Source organism: Citrobacter cronae (assembly GCF_016893685.1).
In the GTDB taxonomy this organism is placed as follows: domain Bacteria; phylum Pseudomonadota; class Gammaproteobacteria; order Enterobacterales; family Enterobacteriaceae; genus Citrobacter; species Citrobacter werkmanii.
Window position 1 is genome coordinate 3,349,670 of record NZ_CP069763.1, and the last position, 17,122, is coordinate 3,366,791.

At 54.9% G+C, this 17,122-nt stretch carries 16 protein-coding genes and 1 pseudogene; 8 read left to right on the forward strand and 9 right to left on the reverse strand.

The features are described from left to right. Positions 1–26: 26 nt before the first annotated feature. Complete coding sequence (gene pncA / locus JSN25_RS14520) at positions 27–665, reverse strand: bifunctional nicotinamidase/pyrazinamidase (RefSeq protein ID WP_085049512.1); 639 nt, start codon at positions 663–665, stop codon at positions 27–29. 14 nt (positions 666–679) lie between these two features. Further along, positions 680–1,696, reverse strand: a complete 1,017-nt coding sequence (ansA, locus tag JSN25_RS14525; protein ID WP_038640081.1) for an asparaginase — start codon at positions 1,694–1,696, stop codon at positions 680–682. A gap of 200 nt (positions 1,697–1,896) precedes the next feature. Between ansA and JSN25_RS14530 the strand changes: the two genes are divergently transcribed. After that, complete coding sequence (locus JSN25_RS14530) at positions 1,897–2,832, forward strand: DMT family transporter (protein WP_233638417.1); 936 nt, start codon at positions 1,897–1,899, stop codon at positions 2,830–2,832. Beyond that, complete coding sequence (locus tag JSN25_RS14535; RefSeq protein ID WP_038640083.1) at positions 2,829–3,920, forward strand: GlxA family transcriptional regulator; 1,092 nt, start codon at positions 2,829–2,831, stop codon at positions 3,918–3,920. The genes JSN25_RS14530 and JSN25_RS14535 overlap by 4 nt, the downstream gene beginning before the upstream one ends. Here the strand turns inward: JSN25_RS14535 and sppA are convergent. Continuing rightward, complete coding sequence (gene sppA, locus JSN25_RS14540; RefSeq protein WP_087856720.1) at positions 3,917–5,773, reverse strand: signal peptide peptidase SppA; 1,857 nt, start codon at positions 5,771–5,773, stop codon at positions 3,917–3,919. The two genes, JSN25_RS14535 and sppA, sit on opposite strands and share 4 nt — an antisense overlap. A gap of 174 nt (positions 5,774–5,947) precedes the next feature. Between sppA and JSN25_RS14545 the strand changes: the two genes are divergently transcribed. The 3 genes from JSN25_RS14545 (at position 5,948) to topB (ending at position 9,610) form a co-directional block, all read left to right on the forward strand. Continuing rightward, entirely contained in the window at positions 5,948–6,499 is a 552-nt protein-coding gene (locus JSN25_RS14545) for an NAD(P)H nitroreductase (RefSeq protein WP_038640085.1), read from the forward strand. A gap of 116 nt (positions 6,500–6,615) precedes the next feature. Then, a complete protein-coding gene (gene selD / locus JSN25_RS14550; protein WP_204525053.1) occupies positions 6,616–7,659 on the forward strand; it encodes a selenide, water dikinase SelD in 1,044 nt (347 codons plus the stop codon). Between the two features lie 4 nt (positions 7,660–7,663). Continuing rightward, the gene (gene topB, locus JSN25_RS14555; protein ID WP_038640087.1) at positions 7,664–9,610 is read left to right on the forward strand and encodes a DNA topoisomerase III; all 1,947 of its coding nucleotides are present in this window, start codon (positions 7,664–7,666) and stop codon (positions 9,608–9,610) included. Positions 9,611–9,699: 89 nt separating this feature from the next. Here topB and gdhA read toward each other — a convergent pair whose 3' ends face one another. Next, complete coding sequence (gdhA, locus tag JSN25_RS14560; RefSeq protein ID WP_204525054.1) at positions 9,700–11,043, reverse strand: NADP-specific glutamate dehydrogenase; 1,344 nt, start codon at positions 11,041–11,043, stop codon at positions 9,700–9,702. Between the two features lie 237 nt (positions 11,044–11,280). Between gdhA and JSN25_RS14565 the strand changes: the two genes are divergently transcribed. Further along, a complete protein-coding gene (locus JSN25_RS14565) occupies positions 11,281–11,556 on the forward strand; it encodes a YnjH family protein (protein ID WP_159121284.1) in 276 nt (91 codons plus the stop codon). Here the strand turns inward: JSN25_RS14565 and JSN25_RS14570 are convergent. Beyond that, complete coding sequence (locus tag JSN25_RS14570) at positions 11,516–11,929, reverse strand: pyrimidine (deoxy)nucleoside triphosphate diphosphatase (protein ID WP_204525729.1); 414 nt, start codon at positions 11,927–11,929, stop codon at positions 11,516–11,518. The two genes, JSN25_RS14565 and JSN25_RS14570, sit on opposite strands and share 41 nt — an antisense overlap. 79 nt (positions 11,930–12,008) lie before the next feature. Here JSN25_RS14570 and JSN25_RS14575 point away from each other — a divergent pair, with 79 nt between their 5' ends. Together JSN25_RS14575 and JSN25_RS14580 are read left to right on the forward strand one after the other, a co-directional pair. Continuing rightward, a complete protein-coding gene (locus JSN25_RS14575) occupies positions 12,009–12,578 on the forward strand; it encodes a carboxymuconolactone decarboxylase family protein (RefSeq protein ID WP_069324284.1) in 570 nt (189 codons plus the stop codon). Next, positions 12,571–13,194 (forward strand): CDP-alcohol phosphatidyltransferase family protein, encoded by a 624-nt coding sequence (locus JSN25_RS14580; protein WP_204525055.1) that lies wholly within the window; start codon positions 12,571–12,573, stop codon positions 13,192–13,194. The genes JSN25_RS14575 and JSN25_RS14580 overlap by 8 nt, the downstream gene beginning before the upstream one ends. Before the next feature lie 44 nt (positions 13,195–13,238). Here JSN25_RS14580 and JSN25_RS14585 read toward each other — a convergent pair whose 3' ends face one another. From JSN25_RS14585 to JSN25_RS14600, 4 genes and pseudogenes are all read right to left on the reverse strand, one after another. After that, a complete protein-coding gene (locus JSN25_RS14585; protein ID WP_121530005.1) occupies positions 13,239–14,546 on the reverse strand; it encodes a sulfurtransferase in 1,308 nt (435 codons plus the stop codon). A gap of 87 nt (positions 14,547–14,633) precedes the next feature. Then, the gene (locus tag JSN25_RS14590; protein ID WP_150344959.1) at positions 14,634–15,266 is read right to left on the reverse strand and encodes an ATP-binding cassette domain-containing protein; all 633 of its coding nucleotides are present in this window, start codon (positions 15,264–15,266) and stop codon (positions 14,634–14,636) included. Continuing rightward, complete coding sequence (locus tag JSN25_RS14595) at positions 15,266–16,801, reverse strand: ABC transporter permease family protein (RefSeq protein ID WP_204525056.1); 1,536 nt, start codon at positions 16,799–16,801, stop codon at positions 15,266–15,268. Before JSN25_RS14595 ends, JSN25_RS14590 begins: the two co-directional genes overlap by 1 nt. Further along, positions 16,774–17,122 (reverse strand): annotated as a pseudogene (locus JSN25_RS14600) (ABC transporter substrate-binding protein); the annotation flags it as partial. The gene JSN25_RS14595 and the pseudogene JSN25_RS14600, both read right to left, overlap by 28 nt.

Genomic DNA, 17,122 nt, shown 5'->3' on the forward strand with positions numbered 1-17,122 from the left:
GACAGGAGCGATCCTGTCGGCGTCGCTTACGGTTGGGTTTCCAGCCAGTCATCCAGCGTATACAACGTCGCACCCGCCGCCGCCATTTCCATAAAGGCGTTTGCACTGTCATGGGGGTGAATATTGACGCCACGACAACCGTCGGTAATGACGCTGACGGCGTAACCCAGATCGAGCGCATCCAGAACGGTAAATTTTACGCAATAATCGGTCGCCAGCCCCATGATGATGAGCTCGGCAACGCGATGTTCGAGCAGCCATGCGTTCAGTGCGGTTGCCTGACGACGACCATTATCAAAAAACGCACTATAACTGTCGACCAGCGGGTTTTCGCCCTTAGTGAAGGTTTGCGCAATCGCACGCTGGTTCAGCAAAGGATGCAGGGCTGCCCCTTCGCTGTTTTGCACGCAATGGTCGGGCCAGAACGTCTGCGCCAGGCCGTCCAGTTGCCCCTGACTGTAAGGTTCAACCTGGTGCTGGCTGGCAAAACTACCATGATTAGCCGGATGCCAGTCCAGACTGGCGACGACGGTGTCGCCGCGCGGGGCGCACCAGTCGATCAGGCGGTTAGCAATATCGATGGTGCTGTCGCCTTGCGGGACGGCGAGGGCGCCGCCGGCACAAAAGTCATTCTGTAAATCGACCAACAGTAAGGCTCGGGCCATGGGCATTGACTCCTTTATTCGTCTGGCGTGAGCTCGCCACGCAGGTTTTGCGACATTGCTTGACGAATGCTCTGCGTGTCCAGCCCCTGACTCAGCAAATAGTGCAGTTTGGTGAGCGTTGCTTCGACCGTCATATCCGCACCGCCGATAACGCCAGCATGCGCCAGCGCGTTCCCCGTCGCGTAACCCCCCATGTTCACCTTGCCGGACATACACTGCGTAAGGTTAACCACTACGATGCCGCGTGAGCTGGCATCTTCAAGCTCTTGCAGAAACTCTTTATTTTGCGGCGCATTGCCCACGCCGTAAGAGCGTAAAATTAACGCTTTAACCGGCTGGCGCAAGAAGTTGCGTACCACATCCGCAGAAATCCCAGGATAAATAGTCACCACGCCAATCGGTTGTGGCGTGATAGGGTGAACAATCAGTTCGCCCGTACCGTGTGGCGCAGGTGGTGTTCCCAGTCGACGGATATGGATACCCGCTTCCAGGAGAGGGGAAAGATTGGGTGAGGCAAAGGCGTCAAAACCATCGGCATGCGCTTTGGTAGTACGGTTGCCGCGAAACAGTCGATTATTGAAGAACAGGGTCACTTCGTTAATCGGATAATTCGCTGCAACGTAGAGCGCATTCAGCAAATTAATTTGTCCGTCGGAGCGTAATTCTGCCAGTGGTATTTGTGACCCTGTCACAATCACCGGCTTGCCGAGATTCTCCAGCATGAAAGAGAGCGCCGAAGCGGTAAACGCCATGGTGTCGGTGCCGTGGAGAATGACAAAACCATCGTAATCGTCATAGTGCGATTTAATGTCTTCCGCAATATGCTGCCAGTCTTCCGGCGTCATATCGGAAGAGTCCATCAGCGGATCGTATTCATGGATGGTGAAGTCTGGCATCTCAGGGCGGTGGAATTCTGGCATCAATGCCAGCTGGCGCTGAAGATGACCAGAAACGGGGATATAACCCTGTTCTGAGCGCTGCATACCAATGGTACCGCCGGTATAGGCAACGTAAATCGATTTCTTTTGCATGGGCGTCACAGATTAAGTTGTGCATGAACAGGCGCAGTATAAAGTCCCTCCTGAAAAAAGACAGCGCAAATGACGCATACCGGTTGTCTGATCAATATGTCATTTACGTTCAGTGCGTTGTCCCGATTATACAGTGTGGTTCTCCCCCCTCAGTCCTACAGTATCGACCTTCTTTTACGCGTACTTTTACGGATCGAGAAATGATCAGAAAGAGAATTGATAATGCCGCTATTTTGCTGATGGTGGTGATTTGCGGTGTCTGGGGCAGTCAACAGGTTGCGATTAAATCCGCGGCTGATGATATGTCGCCGTTTCTTCAGGTGGGGTTGCGTTCTGCAATCGCCGCGCTGCTGATTGGACTGCTTTTTCACCGCCGGGATAATATATTTGGCCGCCTGCGTGAGCGCAGTATTGCCAGAATGGGTACTATCGTTGGGCTGCTTTTTGCGCTTGAGTTCGTGTTGGTTTCTGTCGGAATAACACTGACGACTGCCTCTCATATGGCGCTTTATCTGTACACCGCGCCGTTGTTTTCCGCTGTCGGGTTACATATTATTTTGCCTGAGGAACGCCTGAGCCGCCTGCAGTGGTGCGGGTTGGGCATCGCCTTTTTCGGGATTGCCGTCGCCGTGATGTGGGTTGCGCATGACGGGAATACGCAGTGGAGTCTGACAGGCGATTTGTGCGGGCTGTTTGCGGGCATTGCCTGGGGAACGTCCAGCGTTGTGATTCGCTGCAGTCGTCTTGCTACCATTCCTTCATCGTGTACGTTGTTTTATCAACTCGCTATCACCGGTATTGTGTTATTGCTTATTGGTTTGATGCTGGGTGAAACGACGATACATATGACCTCGACATTGATGGCTAGTCTGACTTTCCAGACGCTGGTCGTCGCATTTTCAAGCTATCTAATCTGGTTTACTCTGCTGCGTAATTATCATGTTGCTTCGCTGGGAACGCTGGTTCTGATGACGCCTGCGATGGGGATTATCGCCGGCGTGATGTTTCTGGGAGAATCGCTACAGCCTGCGTTTATCGTAGGGGCGCTGTTGATACTGACAGGATTGCTTTGTGTGTCATTACCGTCCCGGGCAATTTTGCGCCATCGCCCGGGTTTAAACCGGAGCCTGAAGTGAAGAAAAACAACATTGCGTTGCCCCCAGGTGGAAAAGCGGATCGCGATATTATCACCGCCATTGATGCGAACCAGACAGCGATGCCCCTCAGGCCGCAATTAAATGTCGGGATTGTACTATGGCCTGAATTTCCTTTACTGGCACTGGCGGGGTTGACGGATGCGCTGCGTCACGCGGCGGATATGGGTGATGACAGTCAGAAGATCCGCTGTTCCTGGCGTCTGATGAGCGCTACGCCAGAACAGCCTGTTTTAAGCAGTTCGGGCATGGCGATGATGCCGGATAGCGCATTCGTTACCCCGGAACAGTTCGATTATATCGTGGTGATCGGTGGGCTATTGCGCAGTATGGCAAAAGCGGACCCTGCCGCGCGGCGTTATCTGCATCTTGCCCATCAGCGGAATATCCCGCTGGTCGGTGTTTGTACGGGCAGCTTTGTTCTGGCGCAGGAGGGTTTTCTACAGGGATTAACTGCGGCGGTTCATCCCTGGCATCTGAACGATTTTAAGACGCAATTTCCTCTGTTGACCGCCCGAACCGGCGTCGATTTCCATGAAGAAAAGGGGATACTGACTTGCCCGGGCGGTATCTCAACGATCGGACTGGCGACGGAGCTTATTCGCCGACACTGTGGCCCCGACAGAGCGACAAAAGCCATTTTCCAGATGTCAGTGCCTAACCGAATAGACGGCACTTCCGTGGCGGTTTCCAGAGCGATAGGCTTTACGCATGTGAGCGATAGCCGCTTACGTAAGGCCGTATTTTTGATTGAGAAAGGGTTGGTTAAACCTATCTCCACCCAATGGCTTGCCGCAGAAGTCAATCTGAGTCCACGGCAGTTGACCCGGTTGTTTAATGCTGAGTTTTCTCAGTCGCCGGGGGAGTTTATCCGTAGCGCCCGATTGCGTTATGCCCATTGGCTGCTGATAAATTCTGGAGAGAGCGTAACGGAGATTGCGCTGCGTCTGGGGTTTAGCGACTGCGCGCACTTTATTCGCATGTTTAGTCGGGAATTTGGCTGTACGCCTGGGGATTGTCGGAATACCCGAATCAATGCTGCCCCATCCGGGGCAGCATTTGACGGTTAACGAACGTTGGCGCAGGTCAGGCAAAACGCATAGCGGTTTTGCGGATCGTTAAACGCGGCCAGCTTATCGCTTTCAGCTTTTACCGTACTTGCCGCAGAAGCCAGCGGAGCCGGAAGCATTGCCTGAATGGCAGCGGGCAGCATGGCGCGAACCGAACCTGACATACTGTCCATGACCATATCCACAAATGTGGGTTCGTCCTGGTAATACTCAATGTGCCATTGTTTCAGTTTGGCCAGTTCAGCCGCTTTCGCGACGGCGTCGTCAAAATCCCCCAGACTGTCGACCAGACCGTTGGCTTTCGCATCCTGGCCGGTCCAGACGTGGCCCTGAGCGATTTTGTCAATCTGCTCTGGCGTTGTCTTACGTGCATTCGCGACCAGCGTGATAAAGCGCTTATAGCCGTTCTCGATGCTCAGTTGCATCATTTGCTGTACTTCAGGCGGTAACGCTTTAGTGATGGAAATGTCCGCCAGCGGGGAGGTGGCTACGCCGTCGGTATGTACGCCAATGGAATCCAGACTGTTTTCCACGGTGTTGATCACGCCAAAGATCCCGATTGAACCGGTCAGTGTGCTGGGGTTAGCCACAATGTAACTGGCTGGCGTGGAGATCCAGTAACCGCCTGATGCCGCCATACCGCCCATCGACACGACGACCGGTTTGCCCGCTGCTTTGGCCGCAGCCAGTTCAGCGCGGATCACTTCGGAGGCGCTGACGCTGCCGCCAGGACTGTTCACTCGCAGAACAATGGCTTTCACCTTCGGATCAAGACGCGCTTCGCGGATTTGTGCGGCAGTGGTGTCGCCGCCCACATTCCCTGGGGTTTCTTCACCGTCCATAATCGCGCCATTCGCGAAGATGACGCCAATGCTCTCTCCGGTATCCGCCGGGGTTTTCAGCGAATAATCGTAGTAGCTGACGGCGCGGAAGTTTTTATCCGCTTTGCTCCAGCCGAACTGTTTGGTCAGCATTTTTTCGACTTCAGCGCTGGAGGCGAGTGCATCCACCAGTTTGTTGTCGAGCGCGTATTTTGCGGTATCACCCTCGACTTTTGTCAAACCGTCCAGCATCGCTTGCGCGCCGGGGAACACCTGTTGGGCTGGGATCTGACGGTTTGCGGCTACCGTATCGAGATAGTTCTGCCACAGCTCGCCGATCCAGCGGCTATCGGCCTCGCGCGCGGCAGGGGACATATCATCGCGGATGAAGGGTTCTACCGCAGACTTATAGGTACCGACGCGGAACACGTGCGTTGAGACTTTCAGTTTATCCAGCAGGGACTTGTAGTATAGACCGTTAGTGGCAAAACCGTGCAGATCAACGGAACCCTGCGGAGAAAGGTAAATTTTGTTGGCAAAACTGGCGAGGTAATATTGCCCCTGGCTGAAGTTATCGCCCACGGCAAAGACCGGTTTGCCGCTGTCGCGGAATTCCCGCAGCGCTTTACCGATGTACTGCATGGACGGCTGGTCGGCCCCGGCAAAGTTTTTCAAATCCATCACGATGCCGGTGATGTTGCGGTCATCTTTCGCCTGGCGAATGGTATTCACGATATCAAACAGGGAGTTTTCCTGCAGTCGGTCAGAACTGGCGCCAAACAGCTGACGACCAATGGCGCTCAAGCGACTGGTGCTTGAAGGCTTGTCGACAATCACGCCCGAGATATCCAACAGCAGCGCGCCACGTTCAGCATGTTCACTGGTGTTGCTGCTACTGACCTGCATCCAGATCCCCACGCCAACCAGCACCAAGAAGATAAAGAACAGGTTAAGCACAAATTCACGGACGAAATTGAGTAATCGCCATGTCCATTTAAAAAATCCGGCAATAAATCGCCACAGGGTTCGCATGTATTCTCCCTACCGATTAACAACACGCCACCCGGTTATCCCGAAAAAGGCGTTAAGATGTGGCTATCGTAATGACCCAACGGGCACTTGTCAGCAGGAATCACCGCCTGTGCTGTAACAAAATCCGCTCACGTGTTAATTTTGTGAATAAATCTCATTGTTGGAGTTAAACAAATGGATGCACTCGAATTACTCATCACCCGTCGTAGCGCTTCTCGTCTTGTCGAACCGGCACCGGCGGGAGAGCAACTGCAAAACATTCTGCGGGCGGGAATGCGCGCGCCAGACCACAAAACGCTGCAACCGTGGCAGTTCTTTGTCATTGAGGGCGAAGGGCGCGAGCGCTTTAGCGCCGTGCTTGAAAAAGGCGCTATTGCCGCAGGCAGCGACGAGAAAGCTCAGGAAAAAGCGCGGACGGCGCCGTTTCGCGCCCCGCTGATCATTACCGTCGTCGCGAAATGTGAAGAAAACGACAAGGTTCCGCTGTGGGAACAGGAAATGTCTGCCGGTTGCGCGGTAATGGCCATGCAGATGGCCGCTGTTGCTCAGGGCTTTGGCGGTATCTGGCGTAGCGGCGCATTAACGGAAAGCGCGGAAGTTCGCGAAGCGTTTGATTGTCGTCCGCAGGATAAGATCGTCGGTTTTCTCTATCTGGGTACGCCGCAGCTAAAAGCGTCCACGACCATTAGCCTGGCCGATCCGAGCGCTTTTGTTCGTTATTTCTGATATCAACGGCAAAACTGTCTGGATTATGAGCAAAGACACCTGAATTCAGACAGTCACTCTTACCACATCATGGAATGAGCGCTACCATATCCGAATTGCAATGACAGGAGATGTCCATGAGCGAGCAAGCTATTCGTTTAACGCAATACAGCCACGGAGCCGGTTGCGGTTGTAAAATTTCCCCTAAAGTGCTGGAAACCATCCTGCACAGCGAGCAGGCGAAGTTCGTTGATCCAAACTTACTCGTGGGTAATGAAACCCGCGATGACGCCGCTGTCTACGATTTGGGTAATGGCACCAGCGTTATCAGCACCACCGATTTCTTTATGCCGATTGTCGATAATCCGTTTGATTTTGGCCGTATTGCCGCCACCAACGCCATCAGCGATATTTTTGCTATGGGCGGCAAACCGATTATGGCAATTGCTATTCTGGGCTGGCCGCTGGATAAGCTGGCGCCGGAAATCGCCCGTGAAGTGACCGAAGGCGGACGCTTTGCCTGCCGTCAGGCGGGTATCGCGCTGGCGGGCGGTCACTCTATCGATGCTCCTGAGCCTATCTTCGGTCTTGCGGTTACCGGCGTTGTGCCGACTGAACGCGTGAAGAAAAACAGCACCGCCGAGGCGGGATGCAAGCTGTTCCTGACCAAACCTCTGGGCATTGGCGTCCTGACAACCGCAGAGAAAAAATCGCTGCTGAAGCCGGAGCACAAAGGGCTGGCGACGGAAGTGATGTGCCGGATGAATATTGCCGGTGCGGCATTTGCCGATATCGATGGCGTGAAAGCCATGACCGACGTTACCGGTTTTGGTCTGCTGGGACATCTGAGCGAGATGTGTCAGGGCGCAGGCATTCAGGCGCAGATTGTCTACCAGGATATTCCTAAGCTTCCTGGCGTTGAAGAGTACATCGCGCAGGGCGCGGTGCCGGGCGGTACCCAGCGTAACTTTGCCAGCTACGGACACCTGATGGGTGAAATGCCGCAGCCGGTTCGCGACCTGCTCTGCGATCCGCAAACTTCCGGCGGTTTGCTGCTGGCGGTAACGCCACAAGCGGAGGCCGAAGTGAAAGCGGCAGCGGCGCAGTTTGGTATCGATCTCACTGCGATTGGTGAGTTAGTGGAAGCTCGTGGCGGTCGCGCCATGGTTGAGATCCGTTAACTCGATGCGGTTGTTTATTGCCGAAAAACCGAGTCTGGCGCGCGCTATCGCCGATGTGCTGCCAAAGCCGCATCGCAAAGGTGACGGCTTTATTGAATGCGGAAACGGACAAGTGGTGACCTGGTGTATTGGTCACCTGCTTGAACAGGCGCAGCCAGACGCCTACGACAGCCGTTATGCGCGCTGGAGTCTGGTCGATCTGCCGATTGTCCCGGAAAAGTGGCAACTGCAGCCACGTCCTTCGGTGACCAAACAGCTCAACGTTATCAAGCGCTTTTTACATGAAGCCAGCGAGGTTATTCACGCAGGAGACCCCGATCGTGAAGGACAACTGCTGGTGGATGAAGTGCTTGATTACCTGCAACTGGCTCCCGAAAAGCGCCAGCAGGTGCAACGTTGTCTGATTAACGACCTCAACCCGCAGGCCGTTGAACGGGCTATTGAGCGACTGCGGGCCAACAGTGAGTTCATCCCGCTGTGCGTGTCGGCCCTGGCGCGGGCGCGGGCAGACTGGCTGTACGGCATCAATATGACCCGTGCTTACACCATTCTTGGGCGAAACGCAGGCTATCAGGGTGTGCTCTCGGTCGGGCGCGTACAGACGCCGGTGCTCGGCCTGGTTGTGCGTCGCGATGAAGAGATTGAAAACTTCGTCGCCAAAGATTTCTTTGAAGTGAAAGCGCATATCGTGACGCCCGCCGATGAGCGGTTTACCGCTATCTGGCAGCCCAGCGAAGCATGTGAGCCGTATCAGGACGAAGAAGGGCGCTTGCTGAATCGTACGCTGGCCGAACACGTGGTGAACCGTATTAGCGGGCAGCCGGCGCTCGTTACCAGCTATAACGATAAACGGGAATCAGAATCCGCGCCGCTGCCGTTTTCGCTGTCGGCGTTGCAGATTGAAGCGGCGAAACGCTTTGGTTTGAGCGCGCAGAACGTTCTGGATATCTGCCAGAAACTGTATGAAACCCATAAACTGATTACCTATCCGCGTTCGGATAGCCGTTATCTGCCGGAAGAACATTTTGCCGGCCGTCATGCGGTAATGAACGCAATTAGCGTTCATGCGCCGGATCTGCTTCCGCAACCCGCGGTGGATCCCGATACGCGAAACCGCTGCTGGGACGATAAAAAGGTGGATGCCCACCACGCCATCATTCCTACCGCGCGCAGTTCGTCCATCAACCTGAATGACAACGAAGCGAAAATTTACAACCTGATTGCCCGTCAGTATCTGATGCAGTTTTGTGCGGATGCGGTATTCCGCAAGTGCGTTATTGAGCTGGATATTGCCAAAGGCAAGTTTGTCGCCAAAGCGCGTTTTCTGGCGGAGGCCGGATGGCGCACGCTGCTTGGCAATAAGGAGCGCGATGAAGATAACGACGGGACGCCGTTGCCGGTGGTGGCTAAAGACGATGAATTGCTGTGCGAAAAAGGCGAAGTGGTTGAACGTCAGACTCAGCCGCCACGCCATTTTACCGATGCGACGTTGCTGTCAGCGATGACCGGGATTGCGCGCTTTGTGCAGGATAAAGATCTGAAAAAGATCCTGCGCGCCACGGATGGATTAGGTACGGAAGCGACGCGCGCCGGGATTATCGAGCTGCTGTTTAAACGCGGATTCCTGGTGAAAAAAGGGCGCTATATCCATTCGACCGATGCCGGAAAAGCGCTGTTTCACTCTCTGCCGGAAATGGCGACGCGTCCGGATATGACCGCGCACTGGGAATCTATTCTGACCCAAATCAGCGAAAAACAGTGTCGTTATCAGGATTTCATGCAGCCTCTGGTGGGAACGCTGTATCAGCTCATCGATCAGGCGCGCAGTACGCCGGTACGGCGCTTCCGGGGAATTGTCGCGCCGGGTGGCAGTGGTGGCGATAAGAAAAAGAGCGCGCCGCGTAAACGCCCGGCGAAAAAAAGCCCGCCATCCGAAGAGGCAGGCGTGTAAGTCTGTAGGCCTGATAAGCGTAGCGCCATCAGGCTTTGCCGGATGCGGCACCCGTGCCTTATCCGGCCTACGGTTCTACAGAGACAATATTAAATCACACCCTGTCCCAGCATCGCGTCGGCAACCTTCACGAAGCCCGCGATATTGGCGCCACGTACGTAGTTGGTTTGTTTGCTTTCGCCGCCGTATTCAACGCAGGCATGGTGAATATCCAGCATGATGTGGTGCAGGCGCGCGTCCACTTTCTCCGCTTTCCAGCCCAGACGAGCGGCGTTTTGCGCCATTTCCAGACCGGAGGTTGCTACGCCACCGGCGTTGGCGGCTTTACCCGGCGCGAACAGAACGCCCGCTTCGAGGAACATGTCGGTGGCTTCGATGGTTGTCGGCATGTTGGCCCCTTCGGCGACAGCTTTCACGCCGTTGGCGATCAGTACGCGCGCCGCGTCGACATCAAGTTCGTTCTGGGTGGCGCACGGCAGGGCGATATCGACCGGAACCGACCACGGCTGCTTGCCTTCGAGATAGGTCAGGCCAAACTCACGGGCGTAATCCGCCACGCGACCGTCACGGCTGTCTTTGATCGCGCACAGACGCGCCAGTTTTTCTTTGGTAAATCCACTTTCGTCGACCACTGTGCCGCTGGAGTCGGAAGCGGTCACCACCCGGGCGCCAAATTCCATGGCTTTCTCAATGGCGAATTGTGCAACGTTACCGGAGCCAGAGACCGCCACGCGCATGCCTTCAAAGCTGAGGCCATGACGTTTAAGCATCGCTTCGGTGAAGTACACCAGGCCATAGCCGGTCGCTTCCGGGCGGATCAGGCTGCCGCCGAAAGAGAGACCTTTACCGGTAAAGACGCAGGCGCTGTTGTTGGACAGTTTTTTCATCATCCCGGCCATAAAGCCGACTTCACGACCACCCACGCCGATATCGCCCGCCGGAACGTCGGTATCGGGACCTAAATGGCGGAACAACTCGGTCATCAGCGCCTGGCAGAAACGCATCACTTCACCTTCGCTTTTACCTTTCGGGTCGAAGTCACTCCCGCCTTTACCCCCGCCCATCGGCAGCGTGGTGAGGGCATTTTTAAAGGTCTGCTCGAAACCGAGGAATTTCAGGATCGACAGGTTTACGGAAGGGTGGAAACGCATACCGCCTTTGTATGGGCCAATGGCTGAGCTAAACTGCACGCGCCACGCACGGTTAACCTGTACCTGATTACGATCGTCGAGCCAGACTACGCGGAACTGGATCACGCGCTCCGGCTCAACCAGACGCTCCAGCAGCGACATTTGGCGATAACGTGGGTTTTGCTCAAGGAAGGGCCACAGTGTCGTCATTACCTCACGAACGGCTTGCGCGAACTCGGTTTGGTTTGGGTCGCGCTTTTGTACATGGTTAAGAAACGACTCCAGAGAACATGTCTGATCCATAGATATAAAAACCTCTTATGTATTGATATGGTTATATTTTTGATATTTGTGTTAAGTGTTTTGCAGTTTTTGACTATACCACCAGCAGCGTGACGGGACGCAAGAAAAAATTAACCCCGCTAAGTAAATTAATATCGTGGCGTGGGTCATAACCAAAAACGATGACGGGAGGGACTAAAGTTTCTGCCGATTTATACCGTTATACTGAGCATAACTGTCAGTCACAAAGGAAAGAATATGCGCCGTTTAATCATGGCAGGAGCGTTGGTATTGGTGTCCAGCGCGACGCTGGCAAATCAGCTTTATCGCCCGGATGTGCAGGTGAATGTGCCGCCGGAAGTGTTCAGTTCCAGCGGGCAGCGAGTGCAGCCCTGTAGTCAGTGCTGTATTTACCAGGATCAAAACTATTCCGAAGGGGCGGTGATTAAAGCGGATGGTGTACTGCTTCAGTGCCAGCGCGATGATAAAACGATCAGCACGAATCCGCTGGTCTGGCGGCGCGTAAAAGAATAAAGGCTTCTAACAGTGGGATATCGGCAGGCGCCAGCGGATAACGCCGCGCCTCTTCGGGTGAACACCAGACAATATCCTGATGTTCATACGCATTCAGTTCTCCCTGAAAAGACGGTACATGCCAGGCATGTAAATGAATCAGCCGGCCTGAAACCTCACGTTGATGGCTGGCGATATAGCGCCCAACGACTGCGTCGATGCCTAATTCTTCACGCAGTTCACGCACCAGAGCCTGAGACTGACTTTCGCCCGACTCAACTTTACCGCCAGCAAATTCCCACATGCCTGGCTGATCCGCATCCGGCGAACGCTGAGCCAGTAAAATTTTGCCATCACGTTCAATGATAGCGGCGACCACGTCGAGGGTTTTCATCATATTCATCAAGATCTAACAGCAGAAAATGACATACTATATTTATCTTTGAGTTATCTAAAGTATTCAGGAGTCATCGTTGAACGATCCTCACTCGTGGGTAAGTCCGTTAACGCGTATTCCCTCCAGTTTGCAACCGCTCGTCGCGACGCAGAAAAAACATTATGGCGATGTGCTGCATCCCACGCGTTGGTGGGGGCGGATGCCGTTTCTGTTTTGGCTGGTGGCGCTGTTTGTCGGGTTTCTGGAGCGTAAAAAGGCGCGCTTAACGCCGGTGATGCGCGCATTGTTAATGACCCGCGTTTCTCAGGTATGTCATTGCGCCTTCTGTGTTGATGCCAACAGCTTACGGCTGGCGGAACGCTGTGGCGCGCTGGATAAAGTCTTGCAGGTCGCCAACTGGCAAGAATCAGCGCTGTTTAACGCAGAAGAGCGCATAGCGCTGGCCTATGCGGATGCGGTGACCGCCACGCCACCGCAGGTTGACGATGCGCTGAAAACGCAAATGAAGCAGCATTTTACCGATGACGTCATTACTGAAATGACCGCGCTGATTGCGTTTCAAAATCTCTCGGCGCGTTTTAATGCCGCCCTCGATATTCCTGCGCAAGGATTGTGCGACAGTTTTAAAGGACGCCCGCATGCTTGACCGTCATCTTCATCCACGGTTAAAACCGCTGTTGCATCGCTGTGTGGGCATTATTGATAAACCTGCGATTACCCCGGATGGCCTGACGCTGGTTGGTTTTGCTATTGGCGTGTTGGCCCTGCCATTTCTGGCGTTAGGCTGGTATCTGGCGGCGCTGGTGGTCATTGTGCTTAATCGCTTGTTTGACGGGCTGGACGGGGCGCTGGCGCGGCGCAGAGGGCTAACCGACGCGGGAGGATTTCTCGATATCTCACTCGATTTTCTGTTTTACGCCTTAGTACCGTTTGGTTTTATTCTTGCCGCACCTGCGCAGAATGCACTGGCTGGGGGCTGGCTGTTGTTTGCGTTTATTGGCACTGGCAGCAGCTTCCTCGCCTTCGCGGCCCTGGCAGCGAAACACGATATTAATAACCCAGGCTACGCGCATAAATCGTTTTATTATCTGGGGGGGCTAACCGAAGGCACTGAGACTATTTTGCTGTTTGTTTTGGGCTGTTTGTTCCCGGAATCTTTTGCCGTGCTGGCGTGGGTCTTTGGCGCGCTGTGCTGGATGACGACGTTCATTCGGATCTGGAGCGGATATCTGACGCTGAAAGCGGTTCAGCGTCAGGCGTAATGTCTTGTGTTGCCGGATGCGCTTATCCGGCAATAATGCCAATCTTAATTGCTGCTGTCCGGACCCCGTTCACCGCTGGCGACCGGGTTTTTCGGATTGCTGCTCCACTCATACCAGCCACCGTCGTAAACAGAGACGTTTTTCCAGCCCATCGCGCGGGCATACATAAACGTTTCTGAAGCACGCCAGCCGGTGCCGCAGTAGAAAGAAACCTGCTGGTCTGGCGTGATATTCCACTGTTTCCACATGGCGGCGATATCATCCGCGCTGCGCATGGTGCCGTCCGGGTTATGGAAATCTTCCATATGCGTGGAATCACTCCCCGCGTGGCCCCAGCGTGCGCCTGCGATCTCACCTTTTGGCTTGATGTAGCTATAGCCGCTGGTGGTACCAATAAACTCAGGCCACGAGCGGATGCTGACCAGCGACGCATCCTGGCGATGCAGCAGGCCGCGAGCCTGTTCCGTATTCAGCATCAGTTGTGGTTGGGCAGGGATAGCAACGCCAAAATCAGGAGCCGCTTTCACCGTCGGCGGCGTTCCGCGTTCCACCGGTAAACCTGAATCTGACCAGGTTTGCCACCCGCCGTCGAGCAGACGCACATCTTTCACGCCTGCATACAACATGATTTGCGCCACGCGCGCGGCGGCATAGACATCACGACCGTATAAAATCACCGTGGTGTCGTGGCGAATACCATGTTTTGCCAGCATGGCTTTGAGTTGCGCGTCGGAAACTTTATTCCACAGTGGTTCGCTCTCGACTTCGTTGGTATCAATGTATCCTGCACCGGGAATATGACTGAGCAGATACAGCTTCGGCGCGCCCCAGGCGGCTTCAATCACTTTCCAGTCACCCGAAGGTTTAGCGGTCACTTCTTTTCCCTGCTGCAGGTCGTGCAGCCACTGCGGGTAAACCAGTTGTTCGAAGTGCGGCAGACGTTGCAGGCGGCCAGGATCCGCAAGGGCGTCGCTGAGGGTTGAAATATGGCTAAAACCGACTTTCTGCAGGCGGGATTTAACGGCCTGCATCTCGCTATCGCTACCATACAACGCCACCGGCGCATCGGTTTTTAGCTGATGCGCCTTCACCCAGGCATTGAGTTGTTCATCATTCATTTTGTCGAGCCAGGCGGCAGACAGATTCAGTGCGGAGGGTTCGTGTCCGGAAGGACCATTGAGCGATTGTGGCCAGCCGTTGTAAAAAGCGCTCTGACGGGTATCGATCGCCGCGCCTTGCTTTTGCTGTAACTGGTTGAGGGTGAGCGTCTGTGCTGTTTCAGCAGCCCAGGAAGAAGCGCAAGCGAGCCCTAAAGCCAGTGCCAGCGCGGTCATTTGAGAAACACGTTTCATCGAATAGCCCGACGTTGAAAAAAGAAGACGACATTCTGTGCCGCCGGTTAAGTAAAAACCTTGCGTTAACGCAGCATATCGCCACATTCACGCCCAGTTTTCCATCTGTAATACACGGCCTGCTGACGGGACATCCTGCGCGTCATGCGTAACCTGTACCACCGGAATATTCAGCTTGCGCACCTCGGTAAAGACCCACTGGCGAAAGGTATCGCGTAGCGACGCATCCAGTCTGCTAAAGGGTTCATCGAGCAGCAGCGCCTGAGGCTGAGCCAGCAGGGCGCGCAGCAGGGCGACACGCGATCGTTGGCCGCCGGAGAGCGAGGCCGGATCGCGATGATAAAATCCAGCCAGGTCCGCGCGCGTAAGGGCGTTTTCAACAGTATGGCGTCTGGTGGATCCTTGCAGGCTGGCGGGTAAGGCCAGCAGTAAATTCTGCCCAACGCTGAAATGGTCAAACAACAACGCATCCTGGAACAGAATGCCAATCTGGCGCTGCGCGGTGGGCAGCGTGTCTATACGCCGTTCGTTGAGCCACAGTTCGCCTGAAGCCTGAAACTGAGGAGACAATGCGCCGACCATCCACGAAAAAAGCGAAGACTTACCACTACCGGAAGGTCCCATAATAGTGACGATGTCACTTTTACTAACCTGGAAGTTCACATCTTTCAGTAGCGTTGTCGCGCCCCGGTTCACTGAAAGGCTTTGAACGATGAGCATTAACGGAGTCCTTGTCGAAAGCGGCCAAGCCACGCGGCGAAAAGCGCTGCCAGTACGAAAACGAATAGCGGTAACAGAAGCTGCCATAGCGCCTGTGTCGCTAAAACAGCCGTGCTGCCGCCGCTGCTTAATGCCACCGCCTCGGTGGTCAGGGTGGGATAGCGTCCGGCCCCTAACCATAGCGTTGGCATATATTGGGCAATACTGACCGAGAAGCCAACCGCGAAGGCGACCAGTGCCGGGCGTAACAGCAACGGGCATTTTACCCGCCAAAATATGCGACCTCGTGTCCAGCCCAGCGTTTGTGCAATCAAAATCAATCGTGGGTCAATGCGTTGCCACGCTGGTTTGAGCACAAACAGCATCCACGGCATCACCCACAGCAGGTGGCCCCAGATGATGGTCGTCATCAGCCCATCTTGTCCGGTATATAACGCCAACAGATACTGTCCGGTGACCAGCGGCAGCGCGGGCAGGATAATGGGCAGCCAGACCCAACGGTGTCCGGTTTGCGGTCCCCATTCCAGCCACGCAAAGAGCATCAGTAACCCCAGCACGCTGGAGATGAGCCCCAGTTGCAGACTGTTACTGAGCGCGTCGCTGTTGAGCGATGAAGAGTTGGCGGAAAGCGCCAGCACCAGGGTGCATACTACTCCGCTGATGGGCAAAAGTTGTACCAGCGGCCATGCGATTGTTGTGGACGAAAAACGCAGGCGTATTCCGTTTACTGACGGAATTGTGCGCCGCCAGCCACGCCAGAACAGATAGCCCACCAGCGCGAAGATAAATAGCAGCAACACCAGCAGCAGGCTGGCGAGTGCGCCTTTGGCCTGCTGTTCGGCATCGCCCTGGCTGAGCCATTGCCAGCTCAGCACAGCAAGCGTGGGCGGATTGCCGGGGCCAAGGACGATGGCCACATCCACAACGGAGAGTGACCAGGCCACGATGGCCAGCATGGCTTTGCCTAACGCAGGAGCGATGGAGGGCAGTACCAGCCAGTTCAGGCATTGCAAACGGCTGTAACCCAGCGAACCCAGGACGATAACCTGCTGTGAAAGTTGTTTTTCACTCAGCAGGGCTGAGAGGATCCACAACAAAAAGGCGCTCTCTTTCACCGCCAGCGTTATGCCAAGCCCAACCCCATAGCGGTCCGGTTGCGCGTTGAGAAAGGGCAGCCACTGCCAGAGCATGCCGCCTTCGGCAAAAATCAACAGCATGCTGGTCGCGAATGCGACGTGCGGGATCGCCAGCAGCAAGGGCAGGCGCGTGCACAATCGCGCCCAACCAGCGCCAGGCCACAAAAAGAGGATCGCCAACAGCGTAATGGTCAGGGCACCCAGAGCCGCGAGGCTTACGGAAACCACTGTTGCCAGCAACGCCTGCGAGAGTTGAGGATCGTCAAAGAGCGCCAGCCAGTGCGTGGTGCGAAGCGCTGGGGCTAGCAGAGAGAACGTTGCTGGCACCAGCGGCAGATAAACTGCCGTCATGATGCCCCACAGCAACAGAATTAATGCGTACCGTAGCGGCGTAGCCATTCTTGTTCCAGTGCATTTATCCAGGCAGCATGTGGTTCCGGCAGTACGGCAGGGAGTCCTTGCGGGGTGTACGCCAGCAGTGCGTTACGCTGTTCGTTGGGCAGTTTTTGCGGATCAAGTACCGAAGGGTCTCCCCAGATAGCAGGGTCAGCTTTACGCAACTGCGCTTCGGGAGAAAGCAGGAAGTTTGCCACGACTTTTGCTCCGGCGCTGGCGCGAGCATTCGCCGGAATAGTGACAAAATGCACGTTGCCGATCATGCCCTGTGAGAAACCAAAACTATAGCTGGTTTTAGGCAATTCGCCGCTGGCCATTTTTTGT

Excerpts from the sequence above, each read along its gene's own strand:
- pncA (WP_085049512.1), bottom strand. The coding sequence starts at position 665 with ATGGCCCGAGCCTTACTGTTGGTCGATTTACAGAATGACTTTTGTGCC.
- ansA (WP_038640081.1), bottom strand. The coding sequence starts at position 1,696 with ATGCAAAAGAAATCGATTTACGTTGCCTATACCGGCGGTACCATTGGT.
- JSN25_RS14530 (WP_233638417.1), top strand. The coding sequence starts at position 1,897 with ATGATCAGAAAGAGAATTGATAATGCCGCTATTTTGCTGATGGTGGTG.
- sppA (WP_087856720.1), bottom strand. The coding sequence starts at position 5,773 with ATGCGAACCCTGTGGCGATTTATTGCCGGATTTTTTAAATGGACATGG.
- JSN25_RS14545 (WP_038640085.1), top strand. The coding sequence starts at position 5,948 with ATGGATGCACTCGAATTACTCATCACCCGTCGTAGCGCTTCTCGTCTT.
- selD (WP_204525053.1), top strand. The coding sequence starts at position 6,616 with ATGAGCGAGCAAGCTATTCGTTTAACGCAATACAGCCACGGAGCCGGT.
- topB (WP_038640087.1), top strand. The coding sequence starts at position 7,664 with ATGCGGTTGTTTATTGCCGAAAAACCGAGTCTGGCGCGCGCTATCGCC.
- gdhA (WP_204525054.1), bottom strand. The coding sequence starts at position 11,043 with ATGGATCAGACATGTTCTCTGGAGTCGTTTCTTAACCATGTACAAAAG.
- JSN25_RS14565 (WP_159121284.1), top strand. The coding sequence starts at position 11,281 with ATGCGCCGTTTAATCATGGCAGGAGCGTTGGTATTGGTGTCCAGCGCG.
- JSN25_RS14570 (WP_204525729.1), bottom strand. The coding sequence starts at position 11,929 with ATGAAAACCCTCGACGTGGTCGCCGCTATCATTGAACGTGATGGCAAA.
- JSN25_RS14580 (WP_204525055.1), top strand. The coding sequence starts at position 12,571 with ATGCTTGACCGTCATCTTCATCCACGGTTAAAACCGCTGTTGCATCGC.
- JSN25_RS14585 (WP_121530005.1), bottom strand. The coding sequence starts at position 14,546 with ATGAAACGTGTTTCTCAAATGACCGCGCTGGCACTGGCTTTAGGGCTC.
- JSN25_RS14590 (WP_150344959.1), bottom strand. The coding sequence starts at position 15,266 with ATGCTCATCGTTCAAAGCCTTTCAGTGAACCGGGGCGCGACAACGCTA.
- JSN25_RS14595 (WP_204525056.1), bottom strand. The coding sequence starts at position 16,801 with ATGGCTACGCCGCTACGGTACGCATTAATTCTGTTGCTGTGGGGCATC.